The 22,206-nt window shown below is 69.6% G+C and carries 19 protein-coding genes; 6 read left to right on the top strand and 13 right to left on the bottom strand.

Going from position 1 to position 22,206, the window contains the following annotated elements:
• Positions 1 to 65: 65 nt before the first annotated feature.
• The 4 genes from ACFV6X_RS03215 to ACFV6X_RS03230 form a co-directional block, all read right to left on the bottom strand.
• Positions 66 to 2,237: a hypothetical protein gene (locus ACFV6X_RS03215; RefSeq protein ID WP_385376804.1), complete on the bottom strand. Its 2,172-nt coding sequence runs from the start codon at positions 2,235 to 2,237 to the stop codon at positions 66 to 68.
• A 159-nt stretch (positions 2,238 to 2,396) separates the two neighbouring features.
• Positions 2,397 to 2,807, bottom strand: a complete 411-nt coding sequence (locus tag ACFV6X_RS03220) for a DUF6113 family protein (RefSeq protein WP_385376806.1) — start codon at positions 2,805 to 2,807, stop codon at positions 2,397 to 2,399.
• Positions 2,804 to 3,661, bottom strand: a complete 858-nt coding sequence (mshB, locus tag ACFV6X_RS03225) for an N-acetyl-1-D-myo-inositol-2-amino-2-deoxy-alpha-D-glucopyranoside deacetylase (RefSeq protein WP_385376809.1) — start codon at positions 3,659 to 3,661, stop codon at positions 2,804 to 2,806. Before mshB ends, ACFV6X_RS03220 begins: the two co-directional genes overlap by 4 nt.
• 29 nt (positions 3,662 to 3,690) lie before the next feature.
• Entirely contained in the window at positions 3,691 to 3,885 is a 195-nt protein-coding gene (locus ACFV6X_RS03230; protein ID WP_365455014.1) for a hypothetical protein, read from the bottom strand.
• 177 nt (positions 3,886 to 4,062) lie between these two features.
• On the opposite strand from ACFV6X_RS03230, the gene ACFV6X_RS03235 reads away from it, so the two are divergent.
• Positions 4,063 to 6,222, top strand: coding sequence for a prolyl oligopeptidase family serine peptidase (locus ACFV6X_RS03235; RefSeq protein WP_385376812.1), 2,160 nt, complete (start codon positions 4,063 to 4,065; stop codon positions 6,220 to 6,222).
• A gap of 118 nt (positions 6,223 to 6,340) precedes the next feature.
• On the opposite strand, the gene ACFV6X_RS03240 is transcribed toward ACFV6X_RS03235, so the two are convergent.
• The 5 genes from ACFV6X_RS03240 to ACFV6X_RS03260 are packed head-to-tail and all read right to left on the bottom strand — an operon-like array spanning position 6,341 to position 11,892.
• Positions 6,341 to 7,378, bottom strand: coding sequence for an ABC transporter ATP-binding protein (locus tag ACFV6X_RS03240; RefSeq protein ID WP_385376815.1), 1,038 nt, complete (start codon positions 7,376 to 7,378; stop codon positions 6,341 to 6,343).
• Positions 7,359 to 8,345: an ABC transporter ATP-binding protein gene (locus tag ACFV6X_RS03245; protein WP_385376818.1), complete on the bottom strand. Its 987-nt coding sequence runs from the start codon at positions 8,343 to 8,345 to the stop codon at positions 7,359 to 7,361. The genes ACFV6X_RS03240 and ACFV6X_RS03245 overlap by 20 nt, the downstream gene beginning before the upstream one ends.
• A 9-nt stretch (positions 8,346 to 8,354) precedes the next feature.
• Entirely contained in the window at positions 8,355 to 9,341 is a 987-nt protein-coding gene (locus tag ACFV6X_RS03250; protein ID WP_385376821.1) for an ABC transporter permease, read from the bottom strand.
• Complete coding sequence (locus ACFV6X_RS03255; protein WP_385376823.1) at positions 9,334 to 10,257, bottom strand: ABC transporter permease; 924 nt, start codon at positions 10,255 to 10,257, stop codon at positions 9,334 to 9,336. Before ACFV6X_RS03255 ends, ACFV6X_RS03250 begins: the two co-directional genes overlap by 8 nt.
• A 9-nt stretch (positions 10,258 to 10,266) precedes the next feature.
• Positions 10,267 to 11,892, bottom strand: a complete 1,626-nt coding sequence (locus ACFV6X_RS03260) for an ABC transporter substrate-binding protein (protein ID WP_385376826.1) — start codon at positions 11,890 to 11,892, stop codon at positions 10,267 to 10,269.
• Positions 11,893 to 12,194: 302 nt separating this feature from the next.
• Here ACFV6X_RS03260 and ACFV6X_RS03265 point away from each other — a divergent pair, with 302 nt between their 5' ends.
• The 5 genes from ACFV6X_RS03265 to ACFV6X_RS03285 are packed head-to-tail and all read left to right on the top strand — an operon-like array spanning position 12,195 to position 17,971.
• The gene (locus ACFV6X_RS03265; RefSeq protein ID WP_385376828.1) at positions 12,195 to 14,039 is read left to right on the top strand and encodes an ABC transporter substrate-binding protein; all 1,845 of its coding nucleotides are present in this window, start codon (positions 12,195 to 12,197) and stop codon (positions 14,037 to 14,039) included.
• A gap of 32 nt (positions 14,040 to 14,071) precedes the next feature.
• Positions 14,072 to 15,082 (top strand): ABC transporter permease, encoded by a 1,011-nt coding sequence (locus tag ACFV6X_RS03270; protein WP_385376831.1) that lies wholly within the window; start codon positions 14,072 to 14,074, stop codon positions 15,080 to 15,082.
• On the top strand, positions 15,079 to 15,996 hold the full coding sequence (locus tag ACFV6X_RS03275; RefSeq protein ID WP_385376834.1) for an ABC transporter permease: 918 nt from the start codon (positions 15,079 to 15,081) through the stop codon (positions 15,994 to 15,996). Before ACFV6X_RS03270 ends, ACFV6X_RS03275 begins: the two co-directional genes overlap by 4 nt.
• Complete coding sequence (locus ACFV6X_RS03280; protein ID WP_385376837.1) at positions 15,993 to 16,982, top strand: ABC transporter ATP-binding protein; 990 nt, start codon at positions 15,993 to 15,995, stop codon at positions 16,980 to 16,982. The genes ACFV6X_RS03275 and ACFV6X_RS03280 overlap by 4 nt, the downstream gene beginning before the upstream one ends.
• Positions 16,979 to 17,971 carry an oligopeptide/dipeptide ABC transporter ATP-binding protein gene (locus ACFV6X_RS03285; RefSeq protein ID WP_385376840.1) on the top strand — a complete coding sequence of 331 codons (993 nt, stop codon included), beginning with the start codon at positions 16,979 to 16,981 and terminating at the stop codon, positions 17,969 to 17,971. Before ACFV6X_RS03280 ends, ACFV6X_RS03285 begins: the two co-directional genes overlap by 4 nt.
• A 97-nt stretch (positions 17,972 to 18,068) precedes the next feature.
• Here ACFV6X_RS03285 and ACFV6X_RS03290 read toward each other — a convergent pair whose 3' ends face one another.
• The 4 genes from ACFV6X_RS03290 to ACFV6X_RS03305 are packed head-to-tail and all read right to left on the bottom strand — an operon-like array spanning position 18,069 to position 22,168.
• Entirely contained in the window at positions 18,069 to 19,217 is a 1,149-nt protein-coding gene (locus tag ACFV6X_RS03290) for an ABC transporter ATP-binding protein (RefSeq protein WP_385376843.1), read from the bottom strand.
• Positions 19,210 to 20,262: an ABC transporter ATP-binding protein gene (locus tag ACFV6X_RS03295; RefSeq protein ID WP_385376913.1), complete on the bottom strand. Its 1,053-nt coding sequence runs from the start codon at positions 20,260 to 20,262 to the stop codon at positions 19,210 to 19,212. Before ACFV6X_RS03295 ends, ACFV6X_RS03290 begins: the two co-directional genes overlap by 8 nt.
• 18 nt (positions 20,263 to 20,280) lie before the next feature.
• Positions 20,281 to 21,246 (bottom strand): ABC transporter permease, encoded by a 966-nt coding sequence (locus tag ACFV6X_RS03300; RefSeq protein WP_385376846.1) that lies wholly within the window; start codon positions 21,244 to 21,246, stop codon positions 20,281 to 20,283.
• Positions 21,239 to 22,168, bottom strand: a complete 930-nt coding sequence (locus ACFV6X_RS03305) for an ABC transporter permease (RefSeq protein WP_365454968.1) — start codon at positions 22,166 to 22,168, stop codon at positions 21,239 to 21,241. Before ACFV6X_RS03305 ends, ACFV6X_RS03300 begins: the two co-directional genes overlap by 8 nt.
• Between the last annotated feature and the right edge of the window lie 38 nt (positions 22,169 to 22,206).

Below are 22,206 nucleotides of genomic sequence, written 5' to 3' on the forward strand. Positions count from 1 at the left end.
CTGCCCCGACCGGCATCGCCCCGGGGCACCCGGCGGGTTCCGGGTGCCCTCGGCGTCTGCGCCGGCTAGCTCGGGTCGGTCTCGATCGTCGCCACGCGGTTCGTCGTGCTCTTCAGGGCCGGGCGCAGGGCGCCGATCACGTCCTGGACGGTGATCGTGGTCTTCTGGCCGGTGCCCCGCGTGATGAGGACGCCGTCGAAGGTCTTGCCGTAGAGCTCCTTCAGGGCGGCCTCGTCATAGGTGTCGACGAGCTTGCCGTCGACCGCCTGGACGCGGAGGAACTTCCACAGGGACTTCTCCGGGCTGAAGGCGATCGAGTGGGCCGCGTCGGTCTGCACGGTGACTATGCCGGACATCGCCGGTTCGGCGAACTCCTTCATCATCCGGTCGACCTCGGCGTCGGGCACCGTCGGCTGTTTGGCGGTGGTCGGGACCTGGACCGGTGTGGCCGCGCCGGTCTCCACCTGGCTGCGGTAGGCGTTCTCGACGGCCTCGGTGGCCTGGTCGACGGCGATGCCCTTGCCGGCCTTGCCGTAGACGGCGACCGCCTTGCCGGACTCGAACCTGATCGTGCCGTCGCCGGCGCTGCCCGCGCCGCCCGCCGCGGTCTCCAGGGCGGAGTGCAGCTTCTCCTCGTCGACCGGCATGACCGGCTCGACGACCCGCTCCTGGCCGAACAGCGAGCCGATCACGGAGACCGGGTTGTAGTCGCTCGTGGCGGCGGCGTCGACCGTGGCGTCGGTGTCGAACTGGAGCCCCGACTGGTCCGGCCTCAGGGAGAGGGTCTCGCCGTCGACGGACAGCTTCACCGGGTTGTCGACACGGTCGCCGAGGGCCTCGTCGAGCTTCTTGACGGCGTCGTCGCGGGTGCCGCCGCCGATGTCCACGCCGAGCACGGTGGTGCCCTTGGGCACGTCGGAGTGGTTCATCAGCAGACCGGCGCCGTAGGCCACTCCGGCGACGGCGATCACGCCGCCGCTGAGCAGCACCAGCTTGTTGCGGCCCTTCTTTTTCTTCTTGGGCGCGGCGGGGGGCGCGGACCGCTGCGCCGGCTCGGGCCGCTTCGGCGGGGTGTGCGCCACCGGCCCGTCGGCGGGGGCGCCCGGCCCGAACGGCGTGCTCCGGTCGGCGGGCGGCACGACCGGGATGCCGCTGGTGAGGGTGTCCCCGGAGACGTTGTCCACGGGCACGCCGAAGGGGCTGCCGGGGGGCGGCTCGGGGGCCGGCTGCTGCGGGGTGAGGATCGCGGTGTCGTCGCTCAGGCCGCCGCCGTGGCCGGGGTGCGGGGTCGCGCCGGGGCCGCTCGGCAGGGCGAGGGGGCTGTTGCCGGTGACCGGGCCGCCGGTCGGGCCCGAGGGGCCCTGCGGGCCGGCCGGGCCGCCATGTCCGGGGCCGCCGTGACCGCCCTGGCCGTTCGGACCGCGTCGGCCGTGGGGAGCGGCACCCTGACCGCCGTACGGGCTCTGCGCGCCGTAGGGGTCCTGGCCGTTGGGCGTGCCCTGGCCGCCCGGCCGACCGTTCTGTCCGGGTTCCGTGAAGTACGGCAGGTCGTCGCGGCGCGGTTCACCCGGGCGGGAGCCGTTGCCGCTCGCCGCGAGGGCCTCGGTGACGTCGAAGGAGCCCGTGCCGCCGCCGTGGCCGGGGGCCACCGGGCCGCCGGTGGCGCCGGGGAGGCCGCCGCCCTGCGTGCCGCCGGGCCGGGAGCCGCCCGGCATGTTCATGGAGCCGACCACACCGCCGGGCCGCGCGGCACCCGGAGCGGCGGGGCCGGCGGGAGCGGCCGGGGCGGCCGAACCGGTGGGCGTGACCGCCCCGTTGGCGGCGACGCCGCCCTGACCGGGCTTGCCCGGACCGGACTTGCGCGGCGCGAACCAGTCGCTGGTCTTCTCCTCGGCGGGCTGGGGAAGTTGTGGCTCGACCGGAGCCTCGACCGCGCCCGGCGAGGGGGCCGCGCTCGGCGCCGCGGGCTCGGCGGCGCCGCTGTCGGCGTTCTCGGAGTCGGCGACGGGCTTGCGGACGACGACCGGCGGAATGGGCCGCGATCCGGGAATGTTGATCCGGATCCGGGTCGTCAGCGTGGTCTCGGTCTTGCGCTCCTCGGTCCCTGCGCCCGAACGGCCCGTGTCCGCACCGTTGTCGGAAGCCGTGGGGGTGCCGTAGGGCGGCGTGCCCGAGGGGTATGCGGTACCCCCGTGCCCGTTGGGCCCGGAGGACGGACTGTCAGTTTCACGACTCAAGGCAGGTTCTCCCGGTTGGCTCCACCGCCGGTTCCGACCTCATATACGCGGGCAGCGCGGCGGCGGCTCCACCATACTGGCCACTTCGCGCGGGTATCCCGCGACCGCTGGGGAAACCCACACGGGACTCGCACGAGCCCATGACGGCGAACCGGTACGTCATTCGCCAAGTCGGACGGACCGGCCACCCGCTCGGGGCGCAGGAGCGAGGGTGGCGCAGATCACAGCCACGGCCATGCCACCGAGCAGGTAGGCGTACGAGCCCACGCCCGCGGCGAAGAGGAAGTCCCCTTCGGGACGGCTGGCGGTGAGCAGGATGACGGAGAGCATCCAGCCGGCCGCGGCCGCCACGGCTCCGACCCGGCCGCCGGTCAGCCACGCCCCGCCGACGAACGCCCCGGCCGCGCCCACGAGCGCCAGCAGCAGCCCGCCCGGGAACCAGGCGGCCTGCACCAGCGATCCGGCGGCTCCGACCACCAGTCCGAGCACGAACAGGCCGAGGCAGGCCGCGAACCGCCCGGCGGAGGGGCGCCGCAGCGGCTGCGCGAGCATCGAGTGCCGGTCACTCATGACGCCACCTCGATCCCGGCGAACAGGTCCGTCTCCCGCCCCGAAGGCCGCTCGCCGCGCACCAACTCGTAGTACTCCGTGCCGAACAGCGGCTGTGCGAGCTGGTTGGACAGCGCGAAGTACGGCTCGGCGACCTCGATCTGCGTGACGTGCGCGGCCATCGCGGCCGCCTTGGCGGCGGCGTACGCGGTTCCGTCGATCTCGGTGGTGATCCGCTCGTCCTCGACCACGCCGGGTACGTCGTCCGGCGCCGCGCTCCTGGTGAAGCCGAGGCCGGGCAGCGCGTCCTGGAGGCGGTCGAAGGCGTCCTCGGCGATCGTGCGCGGGACGCGGTTCCAGTAGACCTTGGCGATGCCGATGCCGGCCTCGGCGGCGAGGTCGGCGGCGCGCATGGCGATGCGGTGGGCCTGGATGTGGTCGGGGTGGCCGTAGCCGCCGTTCGGGTCGTAGGTGACGAGAACCTGGGGCCGCACCTCGCGGATCACCTCGACGAGCGGGGCGGCGGCCTCGTCGACGTCCGCCCGCCAGAGGCAGTCGGGGTCGTCGTTGTCGGGCAGGCCCATCATCCCGGAGTCCCGGTAGCGGCCGACCGCGCCGAGCAGACGGAAGTCCTCGACGCCGAGTTCCCGCATGGCCGCGGTGAGCTCGCCCAGGCGGTGCTCGCCGAGGGCGGCGCCGGTCAGATGCGCGAGCTCGGGCGGGATCACCTCGCCACGCTCACCGAGGGTGCAGGTGACCAGGGTCACATGGGCACCCTCGGCCGCGTACCGGGCCATGGTCGCGCCGTTGTTGATCGACTCGTCGTCCGGGTGCGCGTGCACCAGCAGCAGACGCCGGGAGGGCCGTTCCGTCATGGACCCACCCTACGAGCAGACCGGGCCGGTCAGAACTTGATGCCGCCGATCATGCCCGCGATGTTCGTGGTCAGCTCACTGATCGTGGGCGCCACGGTGGACGAGGCGAGGTAGAAGCCCAGCAGCATGCAGACCACCGCATGCCCGGCCTTCAGCCCCGACTTCTTGATCAGCAGGAAGACGATGATCGCCAGCAGCACCACCGCCGAAATCGAGAGTGCCACGGCGGCTCACCTCCAAGAACCGGGAATGTGGGGACGAACAGTGCGAGGAAACGTGTAAATCCATACAGCGGCCAGCAGGTTCATACCCACGCAGCGCTAGTGATCATAACTATCCGTACGCGCGCATCGAATGGCGCACGGCCGCACAAGGGGGCGCATGGCCAATATGGTCGGGGCATGACCACCGAGCCTGACTCCTTCCCCCGACGGCACGCCCGCACCCAGCGGTTCACGCTCGGCGCGCCGCGTTCGTTCACCGTGGCTCCCGACGGTTCCCGTGTCGTCTTCCTGCGCTCGCACTCCGGCACCGACCGGGCGAACGCCCTGTGGGTGCTCGACCTGGCGGACCTCGCCGAGCGCCCGGCGGCCGACCCGCGCGCCCTGCTGGGCGGGGCCGCGGAGGACCTCTCGCCCGAGGAACGGGCGCGCCGTGAACGCAGCCGCGAGGGCGGCGCCGGCATCGTCGGCTACGCCACCGACACGGCCGTGGAGTTGGCGTCTTTCACCTTGTCAGGGCGGCTCTTCACGGCCGAGCTGCGGGCCGGCACGGCGCGTGAACTCACCGTTCCCACCCCGGTGATCGACCCCCGCCCGTCCCCCGACGGGCGGCACATCGCGTACGTCGCACAGGGCGCGCTGCGGGTGATCGGCGCCGAGGGCGAGGGCGACCGGGCGCTCGCGGAACCGGACGCGGAGTCGGTTTCCTACGGTCTGGCCGAGTTCATCGCGGCGGAGGAAATGGGGCGCTCGCGAGGTTTCTGGTGGGCGCCGGAGTCCGACCGGCTGCTGGTGGCGCGGGTGGACGACACGCCGGTGCGGCGGTGGTGGATCTCCGATCCGGCCCAGCCGGAACGTGATCCACAACACGTGCCCTATCCGGCGGCCGGCACGGCGAACGCGGACGTGCGGTTGTTCGTGTTCGACCTGGGCGGGGCGCGCACCGAGGTCGTCTGGGACCGCGTGCGGTATCCCTATCTGGCGCGAGTGCACTGGTCAGCGGCGGGTGCACCGCTGATCCTGGTGCAGGCGCGTGACCAGCGCAGCCAGTTGTTCCTGGCGGTGGATCCGGACACGGGTGCGACCCGGATGGTGCACGCCGACGAAGATCCGATTTGGCTTGATCTTTTCCCTGGGGTGCCGTGCTGGTCTCCCTCGGGGCAGCTGGTGCGGATCGCCGACGAGGGCGGCGCGCGGGTCCTCGCTGTGGGTGAACGCCCCCTGACAGGACCGCAGTTGCACCTGCGTGCCGTGCTCGACGTGACGGCCGACGACGTGCTCGTGTCGGCCTCGGCGGGGGCGGAGGCGGCGAGTCCGGAGACCGGCGAGGTGCACGTCTATCGCGTCAACGAGCTCGGCGTCGAGCGCCTCTCGCAGGAGCCGGGCGTGCACTCGGCGGTGCGCGCCGGGGACGTGACCGTGCTCGTGTCCGCTACGCCGGACCGGCCGGGCGCGACGGTGCGGGTGCTGCGCGAGGGCGACCGAAGGGAGATGGGGGTCCCCCCGGCCGAAGGCTGGGCGAAGCTGGCGACTGTCCCGTCGTACGCCGAGGATCCCGGTATGTCCCCGCGCGTGACGCTCACCGTGGGGGGCGCACAGAGGATTCCGTGCGCCGTGCTTATGCCGCAGGACTACCAAGGAGACACTTCCCTTCCGGTTCTCCTCGACCCCTACGGCGGTCCGCACGGCCCTCGCGTGGTCGCCGCGCACAACGCGTATCTGACCTCGCAGTGGTTCGCGGACCAGGGGTTCGCGGTGGTCGTCGCCGACGGGCGCGGCACGCCCGGCCGCTCCCCGGCCTGGGAGAAGGCGGTCCGGGACGACTTCACCGTCTCCCTCGACGACCAGATCGAGGCGCTCCAGGACCTCGCGAAGACGCACCCGCTGGACCTCACCCGGGTCGCGATCCGCGGCTGGTCCTACGGCGGCTGGCTGGCCGCCCTGGCCGTGCTGCGACGGCCGGATGTCTTCCACGCGGGCATCGCCGGGGCCCCGGTGACGGACTGGCGGCTGTACGACACGCACTACACGGAGCGGTACCTGGGCCACCCGGCCGAGTCCCCGCAGGCGTACGCGAAGAGCTCCCTGATCACCGACGACGGGCTGTCCTCGGCGGCGGAGCCGCACCGCCCGCTGATGATCGTGCACGGCCTGGCAGACGACAACGTGGTGGTCGCCCACGCCCTGCGCCTGTCCTCCGCCCTGCTCGCCGCCGGCCGCCCGCACGAGGTGCTCCCGCTGTCCGGCGTGACGCACATGACGCCGCAGGAACAGGTCGCCGAGAACCTGCTGCTGCTGCAGGTGGACTTCCTGAAGCGGTCGTTGGGCCTGCCCCGCTGAACGGCAACGGGCCGGGGGACATGGCGCCCCCGGCCCGTTCACGGCACCCGCACGGCCGTACGTCGTAGAGAGTGGCGCGTCCGTATATCGGAGCCGGGTCGGCGGAGTTGCCTGTGTGTTACCGCGTCTCCCCGGGCGCGACGACCTGTTTCTCCTCCGCGAAATGACAGGCCGAGGGGTGGGCGGCGGGGCCGGTGGCCGAACGGTACTCGGCGGGGACCGTCAGCGTCGGGACCTCCAGGGCGCAGCGCTCGCGCGCCTTGAAGCAGCGGGTGCGGAACCGGCAGCCGGACGGGATGTTCGTCGGGGAGGGCACGTCACCGGCGAGGATGATGCGCTCGCGGTGCTCACGGGCTTGAGGGTCGGGCACGGGGACGGCGGAGAGCAGCGCCTGTGTGTAGGGGTGCGTGGGGTGGTCGTAGATCTCGGCGTCTCGGCCGATCTCCACGATCCGCCCGAGGTACATCACCCCGACCCGGTCCGAGATGTGCCGGACGATGGACAGGTCGTGCGCGATGAACACGTAGGACAGGTCGAACTCGGCCTGGAGCCGCTCCATCAGGTTGATGACCTGCGCCTGCACGGACACGTCGAGCGCGGAGACCGGTTCGTCGGCGACGATGATCTCCGGGCGCAGCGCCAGCCCCCGGGCGATGCCGATGCGCTGGCGCTGGCCGCCGGAGAACTGGTGCGGATAGCGGTTGATGTACTCCGGGTTGAGGCCGACGACGTCCAGGAGGTCCTGGACACGCCTGCGCCGCTCGCCCTTCGGCGCCGCCTCGGGGTGGATCTCGTACGGCTCGCCGATGATGTCGCCCACCGTCATGCGGGGGTTGAGCGAGGTGTACGGGTCCTGGAACACCATCTGGATGTTGCGCCGGACGGCCTTGAGCGCCTTGCCGGACAGCCTGGTGATGTCCTCGCCCTTGTACCGGATCACCCCGGCGGTCGGCTTCTCCAGGTGGACCAGCATCTTCGCGACCGTCGACTTGCCGCAGCCGGACTCCCCGACGATGCCGAGGGTCTCGCCCCGGTCGAGCGTGAAGTCCACGCCGTCGACGGCCTTCACCGAGCCGACCTGCTTGCGGAAGAGGATGCCCGTGGTGAGCGGGTAGTGCTTGACGAGCCCGCTGACCTCAAGAACCGGATCGGCCATCGAGGCACTCCCTCCAGAAGTGGCAGGCACTCCCCCGCTCCCCGGACACCTCGTACAACGGGGGTACGTCCGTCCGGCACACGTCCCGGGCCATCGGGCAGCGCGGGTGGAAGGCGCAGCCCGGCGGGATGTTCAGCAGGCTTGGCGGCAGGCCCTTGATGGCGTAGAGCTCCCGGCCCTTGCGGTCCAGGCGTGGGATGGATTCGAGCAGGCCGCGCGTGTACGGGTGGGCCGGCGCCTTGTAGATGTCGTGCACCGGCGCCGACTCCACGATCCGGCCCGCGTACATCACGGCGATCCGGTCGGCGACGTCGGCGACCACGCCCAGGTCGTGGGTGATCAGGATCAGTCCCATGTCCAGCTCGCGCCGCAACTCCGCGAGCAGCTCCATGACCTGGGCCTGGACGGTGACGTCGAGGGCGGTGGTCGGCTCGTCGGCGATGATCAGGGCCGGTTCCAGGGCGAGCGCCATCGCGATCATGATGCGCTGGCGCATCCCGCCGGAGAACTGGTGCGGGTACTGCCTCACCCGCTCCCTGGCACCCGGGATGCGCACCCGGTCCATCAGCTCGACGGCCTTGGCCCTGGCGTCCTTCCTGGACATGCCCCGGTGCACGACGAACATCTCGCCGAGCTGGTCGCCCACCGTCAGCACGGGGTTGAGCGAGGACAGCGCGTCCTGGAAGATCATCGCCATCCCGGCGCCGCGCACCTTGCGCCGCTCCTCCTCCCTGAGCCGGAGCAGGTCCCTGCCCTGGAAGAGGACCTCACCGCCGGTGATCCGCCCCGGCGGCATGTCGAGGATGCCCATCACGGCCTGCGCGGTGACGGACTTGCCCGAGCCGGACTCCCCCAGCACGGCGAGCGTCTCGCCCGCGTCCACGCTGTAGGTGACGCCGTTGACGGCCTTGGCGACCCCGTCGCGGGTCCGGAACTCCACGTGCAGATCACGTACGTCGAGCAGCATCGGGGCGCCTCACCTCAGCTTGGGGTCGAGGGCGTCGCGCACCGCGTCGCCGAGCATGATGAACGCCAGCACGGTGACCGCGAGCGCCCCGGAGGGCCACAGCAGGGCGTGCGGGGCGTTGCGGATGTAGGGCGAGGCGGCGGAGATGTCGATGCCCCAGGAGACGCTCGGCGGCTTCAGGCCGACGCCCAGATACGACAGGGTCGCCTCCAGCGCGATGTAGGTGCCGAGCGCGATGGTCGCCACGACGATGACCGGCGCGACGGCGTTGGGCGCGATGTGCCGCAGCAGCAGCCGGGCGGGGGAGGCGCCGAGGGAGCGGGCGGCCTGGACGTAGTCGTTCTGCTTGGCGGTGATGACCGCGCCGCGGGCGATCCGGGAGATCTGCGGCCATCCGAGCAGCACCATGAACCCGATGACCGGCCAGATGCTGTTGCTGGTGACCACCGACAGCAGGACCAGCCCGCCGAGGACGACCGGGATCGCGAAGAAGATGTCGGTGATCCGGGACAGGATCGAGTCGCCGGCGCCACCGAAGAACCCGGCGAGGCCGCCGAGGACGCTGCCGAGGATCGCGACCCCGAGCGTGGCGCAGACGCCGACCGCGACGGACGTACGGGCGCCGTAGACCGTGCGCGTGTAGACGTTGCAGCCCTGGCCGTCGTAACCGAAGGGGGCGCCGGGCTGGGAGCCCTCCTGGGCCTTGGCCAGGTCGCAGCGCAGGGGGCTGCCGGAGGCGATCGCGGACGGCCACAGGGAGATGAAGACCAGGAAGAGGATCACGAGGGCGGAGACGAGGAAGACCGGGTTGCGGCGCAGGTCGTGCCAGGCGTCGGACCCCAGGGAGCGCGGTCTGCCGGACGGGCCGCCGGTGTCGGGGCCACCGGGCGGGCGCTCCAGCGTCCGGGCCTCGCTGGTGGCGAGGTCCATCGCACCGCCCATGCCGGTGCCGGCGACGGCGCCCGTGGGCGCGCCGGTGTCCTGGGCGTCAGACATAACGGATCCTCGGGTCGAGTACGGCGTACAGGAGGTCGACGAGGAGGTTGGCGAGCAGGAAGACCAGGACGAGGACGGTCACGAAGCCGACGACGGTCTGGGTGTTCTGGCGGAGGATGCCCTGGTAGAGCTGGTAGCCGACGCCGTGGATGTTGAAGATGCGCTCGGTGACGATGGCGCCGCCCATCAGGGCGCCGATGTCGGTGCCGATGAAGGTGACCACCGGGATCAGGGAGTTGCGCAGCAGGTGGCGGGTGATGACCCGGCGTCTGGGCAGGCCCTTGGCGATGGCTGTGCGGACGTAGTCGGAGCGGCGGTTCTCCGCGATGGAGGTGCGGGTCAGGCGGGTGACGTACGCCAGCGAGACGGAGGCGAGGACGAGGCCCGGCAGGAGCAGTTCGCCGAAGGGGGCCTCGGGGGACACCGACGGCCGGATCCAGCCCCACTCGACGCCGAGCAGGAGCTGAAGGAGCAGGCCGGTGACGAAGGTGGGGACGGAGATGACCACCAGCGTGGCCAGCAGCACGCCGGTGTCGACGGGCCGGCCGCGGCGCAGGCCGGTGACCACGCCCAGGGTGACGCCGATGACGATCTCGAAGAGGATCGCGACGACGGTCAGCCGGATGGTGACGGGGAAGGCGCTGCCCATCAGCTCGGTGACCGGCTGGCCGTTGAAGGCGGTGCCGAAGTCGCCGGTGAAGACGTTGCCCATGTAGGTCAGGTATTGCTGCCAGACCGGCTTGTCGAGGCCGAACTCCTTCCTGAGCTGCGCGGCCGTCGCGGGGTCGCACTCCCGCTCGCCGCACAGGCCGGCGATGGGGTCGCCCATCACGTTGACCATCAGGAAGATCAGCAGCGTGGCCCCGATGAACACCGGGATCATCTGCAGCAGCCGCCGGACGACGTACCGTCCCATGGCGCCGCCTCAGCTGACCTTGATCTCGTTGTAGACCGGGACGGAGAACGGGTTGAGCTTCACGTCGGACAGCCGCTGCGAGTAGCCGGCGCTGCCGTTCTGGTACCAGAGCGGGATGGCGGCCATGTTGTCCCGGACGACCTCCTCGGCCTGCTGGAAGGCCTTCACGGCCTTGGCGGCGTCGGTCTCGGCGTTCGCCCGGTCGACCAGCTCGTCGAACTTCTCGTCGGACCACTTGCCGTCGTTGGAGGAGGCGTCGGTGTAGTAGAGCGGCTGGAGGAAGTTCTGGATCAGCGGGTAGTCCATCTGCCAGCCGGCGCGGAACGGCCCGGTCATCTCCTTGTCGGTGATCCGGCCGCGGAAGTCGGCGAAGGTGCCGACCGGGTTGGTGACGCAGGCGCGGTCGTTGTCGAGGGCGTTGTTGATGGAGTTGCAGACGGCGTCCACCCACTGCTTGTGCGACCCGGTGTCCGCGTTGACCGTGATCTTCACCTGGCCTCCGGGCAGCCCGCCGCCCTCCTCGATCAGCTTCCTCGCCGCGGCGGCGTCGTACTCGCACCACTCGCCGCACAGGCCCGGTTTGTAGCCGCCGTCCTCGCCGAGCACCGGAGAGGTCCAGTCGGTGGCCGGGGTGCGGGTCCCGTGGAAGATGGTCTTGGTGATCTGTTCCCTGTCGATCGCCCGGGACAGGCCCTTGCGGACCTTGTCCATGCGGGGCTTGTCCCAGTTCGCGTCGTAGTACGGGAAGGCGAGGGTCTGGAGGATGCCGGCCGGGGTGTTGAGGTAGCGGTCGCCGAGGTCGGTCCGTACGTTCTTCAGCTGGGCGGCGGGGACGTCGTCGACCAGGTCCAGGTTGCCCGCCATGAGGTCGGTGTAGGCGGTGTTGTTGTCGGTGTAGACCTTGAGGTCGACGCCGCCGTTCTGCGCCTTGTCGGGGCCCGGGTAGCCCTCCCAGGTACGCAGTGACATCTGGGAGCCCTTGGTGTACGAGTCGACGGCGTAGGGGCCGTTGCCGACGGGCTTGCTCAGCCAGGCCGCGTGGTCGTCGAAGAAGGCGCGGGGCAGTGGGGCGAAGGCGGCGTAGCCGAGGGTGTCGGGGAAGCTGGAGAACTTCTGGCTCAGCCGTACCGTGAAGGTGCGGTCGCCGGTGACCCGCAGACCGGACAGGGTGTCGGCGCTCTGCTTGCCGCCGCCCTTCGGGTGCACCTTGTCGTAGCCGTCGATGTAGCTGAAGAAGTAGGCGTTGCGCTGGTTGTTCTTCAGGTCGGCGCCGTAGTTCCAGGCGTCGACGAAGGAGCGGGCGGTGACCTTCTCGCCGTTGCTGAAGGTCCAGCCGTCCTTGACGGTGACGGTGAAGTTCCGGGAGTCGCTGGTCGTGATGGACTCGGCGAGCATGTCCTCGGCCTTGCCGCTCACCGGGTCGTACCTCTTCAGCCCGCGGAAGATCATGTCGAGGACCTTGCCGCCCTGCACCTCGTTGGTGTTGGCGGGCTCGAGCGGGTTCTGCGGGTCGCCCCACGAGGAGCTGAGCACCGCGCCCCCGTCACCGCTGCCGCCGCCTCCGCCGCAGGCCGTCGCCGCGAGCGCTACAGCCGCCGCGCATGCGGCCCATGTGGCGTGCGTCGCTCTGCGCATGGGGTGCCTCCTCGTGAAGGTGCCGGTGTCGGCGCCGCGCGGATCCGTTAACGGCCAATATCGGCCTGGAATGGATCATTCGCACGTCAGCTCCGCCCGTATGGGTCCACATATCGCGCAAGACGGGTATCAGCCCGTCACCTGGGGGGCTTCACAGGTCTGGACCTCTGGTGATCACGGTCCTATCAACTTGTTGTTTCCGCAGGCCACAAGGGGTGCAGGCGCCATTGACGGGCCCGGAGCGGCGCTGATAGACACCGGGAACCCGTCCCTGTGCGAGCGATGACGCGAGGTCAGGTTCTATGAAGCGACACGACCAGCATGGCCACCCCCACAGACTCCGCCCCCGCGTGCCCCGTATCCTCGCCGCCCTCCTCACACTGTCGGTGGCGCTCGTGGTACCGCTCGGCGGCCCCGCGCCCTCGCAGGCCGCAGCAGCGGACGGCAAGAAGGTCCTCACCGTCGCGGTGGCGCAGAGTGTGGACTCACTGAGTCCCTTCCTGGCGTCCCGACTGGTCAGCACGAGCATCCACCGGCTCATGTACGAGTACCTCACCAATTACGACCCCAAGGACGCTCGCGCGATCCCGGGTCTCGCCACCAAGTGGACGCCGTCCGCCGACAAGCTCACCTGGACGTACACGATCCGCTCCGGCACCAAGTGGTCGGACGGCAAGCCGGTCACCGCCGAGGACGCTGCCTGGACGTTCAACAAGATGATGACCGACGAGGACGCGGCCACCGCCAACGGCAGCTTCGTCGGCAACTTCAAGAAGGTGACGGCTCCCAGCCCCACCCAGCTCGTCATAGAACTCGACAAACCCCAGGCCACCATGGCCGCCCTCGATGTGCCGATCGTGCCCAGGCACGTCTGGGAGAAGGTGAAGGACTTCTCCAAGTTCAACAACGACACGGAGTTTCCCGTTGTCGGCAACGGGCCGTTCGTCCTCACCGGCTACAAGGCCGACAGCTATGTGCGACTGGAGCCGAACGAGAACTTCTGGCGCGGGCCCGCGAAGTTCGACGAGGTGCTCTTCAAGTACTACAAGGACGGTGACGCGGCCGTCGCCGCTCTGCAGAAGGGCGAGGTGTCCTTCGTCAGCGGCCTGACGCCCGCTCAGGCCGAGGCGCTGCAAGGGCAGCAGAACATCAAGGTCAACGACGCGCCCGGCCGTCGTTTCTACGCCCTGGCCACCAATCCGGGCGCGCGGGCCGCGAACGGTGAGAAGTTCGGTGACGGCCATTCCTCGCTGCTGGACCAGCGGGTACGGCGGGCGCTGTTCATGGCGGTCGACCGTACCGCCCTGGTCGACAAGGTCTTCCAGGGCCATGCCGTCGAAGGTGAGGGTTACATCCCGCCGCGCTTCTCGCCGTACTACTGGAAGCCGTCGGCGGAACAGAAACTCGCCTACGACCCCACGAAGGCGGGCCAACTCCTGGACGAGGCGGGCTACAAGAAGAACGGCAACGGTGAACGGGTCGGCAAGGACGGCAAACCGATCAACTACCGCATCCTCTGTCACGCCACCGACCCGAACGACAAGGCCGTCGGCCAGTACCTCAAGGAGTGGTGGAGCGACCTCGGCATCGGCGTGACGCTCAACTGCCTCGACAACGTGTCCGACCCCTGGCTGGCGGGCCAGTACGACCTTGCCTTCGACGGCTGGTCGGTCAACCCCGACCCGGACTTCGTCCTGTCGATCCACACCTGCGACGCCCTGCCCGCCACCCCCGAGGACGTGGGTGCGACCGACAACTTCATCTGCGACAAGAAGTACGACGAGTTGTACGCGCGGCAACTGGCCGAGTACGACCCGGCCACCCGGGCCGACCTCGTCAAGCAAATGGAGTCGCGCCTGTACGACCTCGGGTACATGAACGTCATGGCGTACCCGAACGCGGTCGAGGCATATCGCACGGACCAGATCGAGTCGATCACCACCATGCCGGAGAAAGCGGGCAACATCTACGGCCAGGACGGGTACTGGAGTTGGTGGTCGGCGGTACCGACCGCATCCGGTGACTCCTCCGACGGCTCGGGCTCGACGGGCGTGGTCGTGGGCATCGTGGCCGGTGTTGTGATCCTTGTCGGCGCGGGCGTGTTCTTCGGTCTGCGGCGGCGTGCGACCGCCGAGGACCGTGAGTAGCCTTCATGGCCGCTGACGCAGCATCCGTGTCCATGACGAAGGCCGGCGGTCCGTCGGCCCCCAAGGGGACCGGCTACCTCCGGTACGGCGTCGCAAAGCTGGGTGGCGCTGTCGTGTCCCTGTTCGCCGTCCTGGTCACCAGCTTCTTCCTGTTCCGGCTGATCCCTGGGGACCCGGTCAAGTACATGACCGGCGGGCGTCAGGTCTCGAACGAACAACTTGCCGCTTACCGCAGGGAGTTCGGGCTCGACCTTCCGGTGTGGCAGCAGTTCACGGACTACTGCCGCAAGGCTCTTACCGGGGATCTCGGCACGTCGTACCAGTTCCGGACCCCGGTCACCGACAAGATCGTCGAAGCGCTTCCCAACACCCTCGTCCTCACAGGTACGGCATTCGTCCTCTACACCGCGCTGGGCATCCTCCTCGGCACACGTTCGGCATGGCGCCACGGCCGCCTCGGCGACCGGCTGAACACCGGCCTGGCACTGACCCTCTACTCCATCCCGTCCTTCTGGCTGGGGCTGTTGCTCATCATCGTGTTCGCGGTGGGCATGGGCCCGATTCCCGGCCTCTTCCCGACCGGTGGCATGGAGTCGGGGAGTGAGGAGGGCATCGCGTACGTCATCGATGTCGCCCACCATCTCGTGCTGCCGGTGATCACGCTGGTCGCCGTCGAGTACGGCCAGACCCTGCTGGTCACCCGCTCGGCGCTGCTCGACGAGATGGGCAGCGACTATCTGACCACGGCGCGCGCCAAAGGCCTCAGGGACGACCTGGTCCGGCGCCGGCACGCCGTGCCCAACGCGATGCTGCCGACGGTGACGCTGATCTTCGTGAACCTGGGCCGGACCGTGGCGGGCGTGATCCTCGTCGAGACCGTCTTCTCGTGGCCGGGCCTGGGCGGACTCTTCTACCAGGCGCTGAGCGTGCCTGATCTCCCGCTGGTGCAAGGCCTGTTCTTCGTGTTCGCGGCAGCGGTGATCGTGATGAACACACTGGCCGATCTGATCTATCCGCTGCTCGATCCCAGGGTGGCCCGATGACAACCGCTGAGAGGCCTGTGCCGGCGGGGCGGCGGAAGCTCGCCTGGCAGCGTCGTCGCGAATCCGCGGCCCGTTTCTGGAAGCGCTACCGGACGCACCGCGCGGGCCTGGTGGGCCTGACCGCCCTCGCCCTCTTCGTACTGGCCGCCCTGACTGCGCCACTGACGGTCGGCTCGGACGTCGCGAGCGTGACGGACGCGCCGGGCAGCCCGATGGAGAGTCCGAGCGCCGAGTTCCCACTGGGGACCGACCGCTTCGGTCGCGACCTGCTGGGCCTGCTGATCTGGGGCTCGCGTGTCTCGCTCCTGGTCGGGCTACTGGCTGCGGTGCTCTCGGTGGTGATCGGTGCTCTGGTCGGAATCACCGCCGGGCACTTCCGCGGGGGGTACGCCACCGTGCTGATGCGGATCACGGACTGGTTCCTCGTCATGCCGACGCTGGTGCTCGCCATCGCCCTCGCCACGGTGCTGTCCCGGTCCCTCGGCACGGTCGTCCTGGCGATCGGCGTCACCACCTGGCCGACCACGGCCCGGCTGGTGCGGGCTCAGACGCTGGCGGTGGAGTCCCGTCCGTACATCGAACGTGCGAAGGCGCTCGGTGGCGGCCACTGGCACGTCATGTCGAGGCACGTCCTGCCGAACGTCATGCCGCTGGTGCTGGCACAGACCACCTTGATGATCTCCTCCTCCATCCTCGCCGAGGCGACTCTCGCCTTCCTGGGCCTGGGCGATCCGACGGTTGTGTCCTGGGGCGGAATGCTTCAGGAGGCGCGGGAGGCGGGTGCGGTCAGCTCGGGCGACTGGTGGTATCTGGTACCGCCCGGTATCGCCATCGCCGTGATCGCGCTGGCGTTCACACTGTGCGGGCGTGCGGTGGAGTCCGTTCTCAATCCCAGGCTGGGGGTGGCCCGTTGACACTGCTCGAAGTCCGGGACCTGGAGGTGACCTATCCGGGCGGTGCGGCCGCCGTGCGGGGTGTGGACCTGACGCTGGCGGCAGGGCAGAAGCTCGGCCTCGCGGGCGAGTCCGGGTGCGGCAAGTCGACGCTGGCACTGGCGCTGCTGAGGCTGCTGCCGACCGGAACGCGGATCGCCGGGTCGGTGCTGCTGGACGGCGAGGACATCCTGACCATGCGGTGGGGTCAGGTACGGGCGGTGCGGTGGGCCGGCGCCTCGATCGTCTTCCAAGGCGCAATGCACTCCCTCAACGCCGTGCACCGCGTCGGCGATCAGATCGCGGAGCCGATTCAGCTGCACGGCAAGGCGACCAGGGCGGCGGCGCGCAGGAGAGCGGGAGAGCTGCTGGAACATGTGGGGCTTCCGGCCGCCCGGGCGAGTGCGTACCCGCACGAACTGTCGGGGGGCCAGCGCCAACGCGTGATGATCGCCATGGCGCTGGCCTGCGCTCCACGGCTGGTCGTGGCCGACGAGCCGACCACAGCCCTGGATGTGATGATCCAGGCCCAGATCCTGCGCCTGATCGAGGGCCTGGTCGCCGAGCAGGACCTCGGCCTCATCATGATCAGCCACGACCTGGCGGTCCTCGCCGACACCTGCGATCGGCTCGCGGTGATGTACGCGGGCCGGGTGGTCGAGGAGGGCCCGGCCCGGGAGGTCTACGAGGACGCGCGCCACCCGTACGCCGAGGCACTGTCGTCCGCGTTCCCTCGGATCGGCGACCCTGCGTCGAGGTTCGCCCCGCGCGGCCTGGCAGGCGACCCGCCGGACCCGTCGGACCTGCCGTCGGGCTGCGCGTTCCACCCACGGTGCCCGGTGGTGCTGACGGACTGCGCGTCGATGGATCAGACGCTGCGGGAGGCGGGGCCCGGCCGAAGGGCAGCCTGCGTCCATGTGACGACGACGGCACCGGAAGCGGAACTGGACGCAAGGAGCCGCACATGACCACACCACCGGCGCCGTTGCTCACCGCTCAGAGCCTGCACGTCACCTTCCCCGGCCGCCACGGCACCGCTCCCGCCCGCGCCGTGGACGGCGTCGAACTCGACATCCGGGCCGGCGAGATCGTCGCGCTGGTCGGCGAGTCGGGCTGCGGCAAGACGACGCTCGCGCGGGCGCTGCTCGGTCTCGTGACCCCGACCGCTGGGCACATCAGCTTCGGCGGGCAGCGGCTCACATACACCTCCCGGGCCCTGAAGTCGTACCGCAGGCGGGCCCAACTGGTGCTCCAGGACCCGTCCGGCTCATTGAACCCACGGCACACGGTGTACGACGCGGTGGCCGAGGGGCTGCGGATCCACGGGCACGACGGTGACGAGCGGGAGGCGGTGGCGCAGGCTCTGTCCCGGGCCGGGCTGCGCCCACCCGAGCGCTTCTTCCTGCGCTACCCGCACGAGCTGTCCGGAGGCCAGCGGCAGCGTGTCGTGATCGCCGGCGCGCTGGTGCTGGGGCCCGAACTCATCGTGGCGGACGAGCCGGTGGCGTCCCTCGACGCCTCCGTACGCGGGGAGATCCTCTCCCTGCTGCTGCGGCTGCGTGACGAACTGGGTCTGGCCGCCCTCGTGGTGACCCACGACCTGGGACTGGCGTGGAACATCGCCGACCGGGTCGCGGTGATGTACCTGGGCCGGATCGTGGAGACCGGCGCCGTCGAGCAGGTACTGATGGCACCACGACATCCCTACACCCAGGCACTCCTGTCCGTCGCGCCGGAGTCCACCGGCGAGGCCGTGGTACTCACCGGTGAGCCGCCCGACCCCACCCGCATCCCCTCCGGCTGCCGCTTCCACGCCCGTTGCCAGATCCTGGCGAGCGGCGAGGCGGAGGCGGCGGGCGTCGCAGGCGCATGCCGGACGCGGGACCTCGAAGTCCTGGCCGGGGGCGGCGGGGCCCAGGTGGCGTGCCACTGGGCACGGACGAGGGTCACCACGTGACAGCTTGTGGCCCGGTGACGGGACACGGGCGGCACTCCCGTGAAAACGCCGGTTCCCGGCACCTGTGTGAGGTGCCGGGAACCCGGGGAAGGGGCCGTCAGGCCGCGTGGACCACGTCCTTCTCCTCGGCGAAGTGGCAGGCCGACTCGTGGGCGGCCGGTGTGTCCACGCCCCGGAAGCGCTCGGGGACGGCGAGGAGCGGGATCTCCTCGGCGCACTTGTCCTGTGCCTTCCAGCAGCGGGTGCGGAAGCGGCAGCCGGACGGCGGGTTGGCCGGGGACGGCACGTCGCCGGTGAGGATGATGCGCTCGCGGTTCGCACGGGCCTCAGGGTCCGGGACGGGCACCGCGGACAGGAGCGCCTGGGTGTAGGGATGCGTCGGGTGGTCGTAGATCTGCTCGTCGGAGCCGATCTCGGCGATCTTCCCGAGGTACATCACCCCCACCCGGTCCGAGATGTGCCGGACGATGGACAGGTCGTGCGCGATGAAGACGTAGGACAGGTTGAACTCGTCCTGCAGTCGCTCCATCAGGTTGACGACCTGCGCCTGCACGGACACGTCCAGCGCGGAGACCGGCTCGTCGCAGATGATGATCTCCGGGTTGAGCGCCAGGCCGCGCGCGATGCCGATGCGCTGGCGCTGGCCGCCGGAGAACTGGTGCGGGTAGCGGTTGATGTACTCGGGGTTCAGACCGACGACGTCCAGCAGCTCCTGCACCCGGCGGCGCCGGTCACCCTTCGGGGCCACCTCGGGGTGGATGTCGAAGGGCTCACCGATGATGTCGCCGACCGTCATACGCGGGTTGAGCGAGGTGTACGGGTCCTGGAACACCATCTGGATGTTGCGGCGGACGGCCTTCAGAGCGCGGCCGGACAGCTTGGTGACGTCCTGGCCCTTGTAGAAGATCTCGCCGGCCGTCGCCTTCTCCAGGTTCATCAGGAGCTTGGCGACCGTGGACTTGCCGCATCCCGACTCGCCCACGATGCCGAGCGTCTCACCCTGGTGCAGGTCGAAGGAGACACCGTCTACGGCCTTGACCGCGCCGACCTGTTTCTTGAACAGGACGCCCAGGGTGAGAGGGAAGTGTTTCACCAGGTTGCGCACCTGGAGGATCGGCTCCCCACGCTCGACCGGCGACTCGATCACCGCGACGGCCTCCGTCTCGGAGCCCGCGGCCACGGTCTCCACCGCGGAGACGTTGGGCGTGGCGTCCTTCGGCTCGTCCTTCATGCCGGTCTCAGCCATGGATCGTCTCCTTCCAGAAGTGGCACGCCGAACCACGGCCCACCAGTTCGGTGCCGTCCTGCTCGGTGACCGAATGCAGTGGGGGGATCTCCGTACGGCACAGGTCCGTCGCCTTGGGACAGCGCGGGTTGAAGGCGCAGCCGGTCGGTATGTGCAGCAGGTTGGGCGGCAGGCCCTTGATCGCGTAAAGCTCCTGGCCCTTCTGGTCCAGGCGTGGAATCGAGTCCAGCAGGCCACGCGTATAGGGGTGGGCGGGACGCTTGTACAACTCGTGGACCGGGGCGCGCTCCACGATCCGGCCCGCGTACATCACGGCGATCTTGTCCGCCACGTCGGCAACGACGCCGAGGTCGTGGGTGATCAGGATCAGACCCATGTTGTACTCGCGCTGCAACTCGGCCAGGAGCTCCATCACCTGGGCCTGGACCGTCACGTCGAGAGCGGTGGTCGGTTCGTCGGCGATGATCAGGTCGGGCTCCAGCGCCAGCGCCATCGCGATCATGATGCGCTGGCGCATACCGCCGGAGAACTGGTGCGGGTAGTCGTTCACGCGCGCCTCGGCGGCGGGAATCTTCACCCGGTCCATCAGCTCGATCGCCTTGGCCTTGGCGTCCTTCTTGGACATGCCCTGATGAACGCGGAACATCTCGCCGATCTGGTAACCGACGGACAGCACCGGGTTGAGCGAGGACAGCGCGTCCTGGAAGATCATCGCGATCTTGCGACCGCGGATCTTGCGCCGTTCCTCCGCGGACATCTTGAGCATGTCCTGGCCGCGGAAGATGATCTCTCCCTTGGGGATGCGCCCGGGCGGCATGTCGAGGATGCCCATGATCGCCTGAGCGGTCACGGACTTGCCGGAGCCGGATTCGCCGAGCACGGCGAGGGTCTCGCCCGCGTTGACGCTGTAGTTGACACCGTTGACCGCCTTGGCGACGCCGTCCCGCGTGTGGAACTCCACGTGCAGGTCACGGACGTCGAGCAGCGGCCCTGTGTAGTCGTCCTCGGCTCGGGGCTCCAGAACGGCATCGGTGTCGTAGGTGATGCTCACGTAACGCCTCCCTCAGCGCGACTTCGGGTCAAGGGCGTTGCGTACTGCATCGCCGAACATGAGGAACGCCAGCACCGTGATGCTCAGCATCGCGGCAGGGAAGAACAGGACATACTGCGCGGTACGCAGGTAGTCCTTGCCTGCCGAGATGTCCTGGCCCCAGGAAATCGAGTCGGTCAGACCGATGCCCAGGAAGGACAGGGTGGCCTCGGCCGTGATGTACCCGCCGAGCGCGATGGTGGCGACGACGATCACGGGGGCTACGGCGTTCGGAAAGATGTGCTTGAACAGGATCCGCCCGGTTCCGGCGCCCAGCGCCTTTGCCGCGGTGACATAGTCGGCCTGCTTCACCGTGATCACCGAGCCGCGCATGACGCGGGCGATCTGCGTCCAGCCGAGGACGGCCAGCGACAGTGAGACCACCGGGACCGAGCGCTCGGAGAAGGTGTTGAGCACGACCATGGCCCCGAGCAGGAACGGGATACCGAAGAAGACGTCGGTGATGCGGGACAGCAGCGAGTCCAGCCAGCCGCCGAAGTAGCCCGCGATCAGACCGAGCAGGCCTCCGAGCACGGTCACCACCGCGGTCACCATGACGCCGACGAGGATCGAGGCGCGGGTGCCGTGCAGGACGCGGGCGTAGATGGAGCGGCCCTGGTGGTCGTAGCCGAACCAATCGGCGGAGAACAGATGCCCGAGTTCGGGCTTCTGCAGGTAGTGGTTGGTCAGGTCGCCGTCGCGCGGGCTGACACTGCCGGCTATGAACAGGTCCGGTACGACCGCGACCAGCGTCAGCAGCAGGATCAGGCCCGCCGACAGCAGGAACATCCAGTTGTGCCGCAGGTCGTACCAGGCGTCGGACCACAGGCTGCGCGGCTTGCCGGGAGCGGGACCCGCCTCGGCGCTCAGTACGGCGCCCGGGGTGGTCGCGGTCTGGGCGGCCACGGCGCTGTCGGTCTTGGAGACCAGCTCAGGCATAGCGAATCCTCGGGTCCAGGACCGCGTACAGCAGGTCGACGATCAGGTTGACGAAGAGATAGATGAGGACCATCACCGTGACGATGCCCACCACCGTGGCCCCCTCGCGGCGGCTGAGCGCCTGGTAGACCAGGTTGCCGATGCCCTGGACGTTGAAGATGCCCTCGGTGACGATCGCGCCGGTCATCAGGTTGCCGATGTCGATGCCGAGGAACGTGACCACGGGGATCATCGAGTTCCGCATCAGGTGCATCGAAATGATCCGGCGGCGCGGCAGACCCTTGGCGATCGCGGTGCGCATGTAGTCGGCGCGGAGGTTCTCCGCGATGGACGTACGCGTCAGCCGGGCGACGTAGGCCAGGGAGAGCGAGGCGAGGACGGTGGCCGGAAGTATGAGTTGCCCGAAGTTCATCGAGTCCTGGACGGTCGGCGTGACCCAGCCGAACTGCATGGCGAACAGCCACTGGAAGAGAAAACCGAGCACGAACGACGGCACCGAGATCAGCGCCAGCGTCAGCACCAGTACACCGGTGTCGGTCTTCTTGCCGGCGCGCATGCCGGAGAGGACGCCGAGGGAAATGCCCGCGACGACCGTGAAGACGAACGCGATGATCGTCAGCCGGATCGTGACGGGAAAGGCCTCTCCGATGACCTCGGCCACCGGCCTGCGGCTGGCGATCTGCGTGCCGAAGTCGCCCTGCGGCAACCCGGCAAGGTAGTTGAGATACTGCTGCCACAGCGGCTTGTCCAGCCCGTACTCCGCCTTGATCTGCGCGATCTGCGACGGGTCCACGGACTGTTCTCCGTACAGCGCGCGCACGGGGTCTCCGGGCAGCGCGTACATCATGAGAAAGATCAACAGTGTCGTCCCGATGAATACCGGGATCATCTGGAGCAGTCGCCGCGCGACGTAGCGCCCCATGGTTCCTCCATGTCGGTCACAGCGGGAGAGGCCGACGG

Origin of the sequence: Streptomyces sp. NPDC059861, from assembly GCF_042731435.1 — a bacterium.
Classification (GTDB): Bacteria; Actinomycetota; Actinomycetes; order Streptomycetales; family Streptomycetaceae; genus Streptomyces.

Bases quoted from the DNA above. Each gene is read 5' to 3' on its own strand.
- ACFV6X_RS03220 (WP_385376806.1), bottom strand. From the start codon at position 2,807: ATGAGTGACCGGCACTCGATGCTCGCGCAGCCGCTGCGGCGCCCCTCC.
- mshB (WP_385376809.1), bottom strand. From the start codon at position 3,661: ATGACGGAACGGCCCTCCCGGCGTCTGCTGCTGGTGCACGCGCACCCG.
- ACFV6X_RS03235 (WP_385376812.1), top strand. From the start codon at position 4,063: ATGACCACCGAGCCTGACTCCTTCCCCCGACGGCACGCCCGCACCCAG.
- ACFV6X_RS03240 (WP_385376815.1), bottom strand. From the start codon at position 7,378: ATGGCCGATCCGGTTCTTGAGGTCAGCGGGCTCGTCAAGCACTACCCG.
- ACFV6X_RS03245 (WP_385376818.1), bottom strand. From the start codon at position 8,345: ATGCTGCTCGACGTACGTGATCTGCACGTGGAGTTCCGGACCCGCGAC.
- ACFV6X_RS03250 (WP_385376821.1), bottom strand. From the start codon at position 9,341: ATGTCTGACGCCCAGGACACCGGCGCGCCCACGGGCGCCGTCGCCGGC.
- ACFV6X_RS03255 (WP_385376823.1), bottom strand. From the start codon at position 10,257: ATGGGACGGTACGTCGTCCGGCGGCTGCTGCAGATGATCCCGGTGTTC.
- ACFV6X_RS03260 (WP_385376826.1), bottom strand. From the start codon at position 11,892: ATGCGCAGAGCGACGCACGCCACATGGGCCGCATGCGCGGCGGCTGTA.
- ACFV6X_RS03265 (WP_385376828.1), top strand. From the start codon at position 12,195: ATGAAGCGACACGACCAGCATGGCCACCCCCACAGACTCCGCCCCCGC.
- ACFV6X_RS03270 (WP_385376831.1), top strand. From the start codon at position 14,072: ATGACGAAGGCCGGCGGTCCGTCGGCCCCCAAGGGGACCGGCTACCTC.
- ACFV6X_RS03275 (WP_385376834.1), top strand. From the start codon at position 15,079: ATGACAACCGCTGAGAGGCCTGTGCCGGCGGGGCGGCGGAAGCTCGCC.
- ACFV6X_RS03285 (WP_385376840.1), top strand. From the start codon at position 16,979: ATGACCACACCACCGGCGCCGTTGCTCACCGCTCAGAGCCTGCACGTC.
- ACFV6X_RS03290 (WP_385376843.1), bottom strand. From the start codon at position 19,217: ATGGCTGAGACCGGCATGAAGGACGAGCCGAAGGACGCCACGCCCAAC.
- ACFV6X_RS03300 (WP_385376846.1), bottom strand. From the start codon at position 21,246: ATGCCTGAGCTGGTCTCCAAGACCGACAGCGCCGTGGCCGCCCAGACC.
- ACFV6X_RS03305 (WP_365454968.1), bottom strand. From the start codon at position 22,168: ATGGGGCGCTACGTCGCGCGGCGACTGCTCCAGATGATCCCGGTATTC.